At 61.4% G+C, this 2,866-nt stretch carries 1 protein-coding gene; it reads left to right on the forward strand.

Annotation, left to right across the window (positions count from 1 at the left end; translation table 11 throughout):
* On the forward strand, positions 1 to 2,866 hold a 2,866-nt coding region (locus ACF8O8_RS26605; protein ID WP_392510816.1), incomplete at both ends, for an immunoglobulin-like domain-containing protein.

A 2,866-nucleotide genomic window follows, 5' to 3' on the forward strand; every position in this document is an offset into this window, starting at 1 on the left:
TGGGCATCAACTCGGCGGTGGACGCCACTGGTGCTGCGTTCGAGAACCTGCAACTGGGCGGTGCTGCTTCGGTTCAAGTGACCGACACCCTCGACGAGGTGGTGGCGAAGCTGACCGCGACCCCTTCGGTGACCGAAGGCGGCGAGATCACCTACACCATCACCCTGACCAACAAAGACGGTCTGCCGATCAACAACCACTCGGAGCTGTACTTCAAGCTGACCGACGGCACCACTGTCGTCGTGGCAGCCAACAGCACCACGGGCTCGGCCACTGCAACCGCACCAGACAACGTCTATGTCGGCACCAACGCGCCGGTGGTCAATGCCATCGACGCGGTCAGCGGCGCAGATGCGTGGAAGTTCGAAAACCTGAACCTGGACAAGACCCCGGTCAGCACTACCGTCACTGACGAGCCAGGCACTCCAGGCAACGAAGGCGACATCGTCAAGGTCACCATCACGGCCGACCAGACCTCGGTAGCCGAGAACGTCAAGCCAACCTTCACTGTGCACGTCAATCAGCCGCTGGCCCACGACCTGATCGTGACCCTGAGCAACAACGCTCAGGTCACCATCAAGGCCGGTGAAACCAGCGCGCCGTACACCCACGACGCGCAAGGCGATGACGTCTATCAGGACGCTGACCAGATCAGCTTGGGCATCAACTCGGCGGTGGACGCCACTGGTGCTGCGTTCGAGAACCTGCAACTGGGCGGCAACGCTTCGGTTCAAGTGACCGACACCCTCGACGAAGTCGTGGCCAAGCTGACTGCCACCCCTTCGGTGACCGAAGGCGGCGAGATCACCTACACCATCACGCTGACCAACAAAGACGGTCTGCCGATCAACAACCACTCGGAGCTGTACTTCAAGCTGACCGATGGCACCACTGTCGTCGTGGCAGCCAACAGCACCACCGGTTCGGCCACTGTAGCCGCCCCGGACAACGTCTATGTCGGCACCAACCAGCCGGTGGTTAATGCCATCGACGCCGTCAGCGGCGCAGATGCGTGGAAGTTCGAAAACCTGAACCTGGACAAGACTCCAGTCAGCACCGAGGTCACTGACGAGCCAGGCACTCCAGGCAACGAAGGCGATATCGTCAAAGTCACTATTACTGCTGACCAGACTTCGGTGGCCGAGAACGTCAAACCGACGTTCACCGTGCACGTCAACCAGCCGCTGGCCCACGACCTGGTCGTGACCCTGAGCAACAATGCCCAGGTCACCATCAAGGCTGGCGAAACCAGCGCGCCGTACACCCACGCTGCGCAGGGTGATGACGTTTACAACGACGCTGGCCAGATCAGCCTGGGCATCACCTCGGCGGTGGACGCCACTGGTGCGACCTTCGAGAACCTGGCGCTGGGCGGTGCCGCGAAGGTGGATGTCACCGACACCACCGACGAAGTCGTGGCCAAGTTGACCGCCACCCCGTCGGTCACCGAAGGCGGCGAGATCACCTACACCATCACGCTGACCAACAAAGACGGTCTGCCAATCAACAACCACAGTGCATTGACCTTCACGCTGAGCGACGGCAAAACCGTCATCACCGTGCCGGCTAATGGCACCGTGGGTACTGCCACTGTCACTGCCCCGGACAACGTCTACGTCGGCACCAACGACCCTGTGATCAAATCGATCGCAACCGTTGAAGGTGCGGATGTCGGCAAGTTCGAGCAACTGACGCTGGACAAGACGCCGGTCAGCACGTCGGTTACCGACGAGCCAGGTACGCCGGGCAACGAAGGCGACCTGGTCAAGGTCACCATCACGGCCGACCAGACCTCGGTGGCCGAGAACGTCAAGCCGACCTTCACCGTGCACGTCAACCAGCCGCTGGCCCACGACCTGGTCGTGACCCTGAGCAACAACGCCCAGGTCACCATCAAGGCTGGCGAAACCAGCGCGCCGTACACCCACGCTGCGCAGGGTGATGACGTCTACAACGACGCTGGCCAGATCAGCCTGGGTATCAACTCGGCGGTGGACGCCACTGGTGCGACCTTCGAGAACCTCGAGCTGGGCGGTGCCGCGAAGGTGGATGTCACCGATACCACCGACGAAGTAGTGGCCAAGCTGACCGCGACCCCTTCGGTGACCGAAGGCGGCGAGATCACTTACACCATCACGCTGACCAACAAAGACGGTCTGCCGATCAATAACCACAGTGCATTGACCTTCACACTGAGCGACGGCAAAACCGTCATCACCGTGCCGGCCAACGGCACCGTGGGTACTGCAACCGTGACTGCCCCGGACAACGTCTACGTCGGTACCAACGACCCTGTGATCAAATCGATCGCAACCGTTGAAGGTGCGGATGTCGGCAAGTTCGAACAACTGACACTCGACAAGACCCCGGTCAGCACTACCGTCACCGACGAGCCTGGCACCCCAGGCAACCCGGGCGGCAGCAACGAAGGCGACCTGGTCAAGGTCACCATCACGGCCGACCAGACTTCGGTGGCCGAGAACGTCAAACCGACGTTCACCGTACACGTCAACCAGCCGCTGGCCCACGACCTGGTCGTGACCCTGAGCAACAACGCCCAGGTCACCATCAAGGCTGGCGAGACCAGCGCGCCGTACACCCACGCTGCGCAGGGTGATGACGTTTACAACGACGCTGGCCAGATCAGCCTGGGCATCAACTCGGCGGTGGACGCCACTGGTGCGACCTTCGAGAACCTCGAGCTGGGCGGTGCGGCTTCGGTTCAAGTGACCGATACCACCGACGAAGTGGTGGCCAAGCTGACCGCGACGCCTTCGGTGACCGAAGGTGGTGAGATCACCTACACCATCACCCTTACCAACAAAGATGGTCTGCCGATCAACAACCACAGTGCATTGACCTTCAC

It is taken from the genome of Pseudomonas sp. TYF_14 (genome assembly GCF_043105275.1).
Classification (GTDB): Bacteria; Pseudomonadota; Gammaproteobacteria; order Pseudomonadales; family Pseudomonadaceae; genus Aquipseudomonas; species Aquipseudomonas alloputida.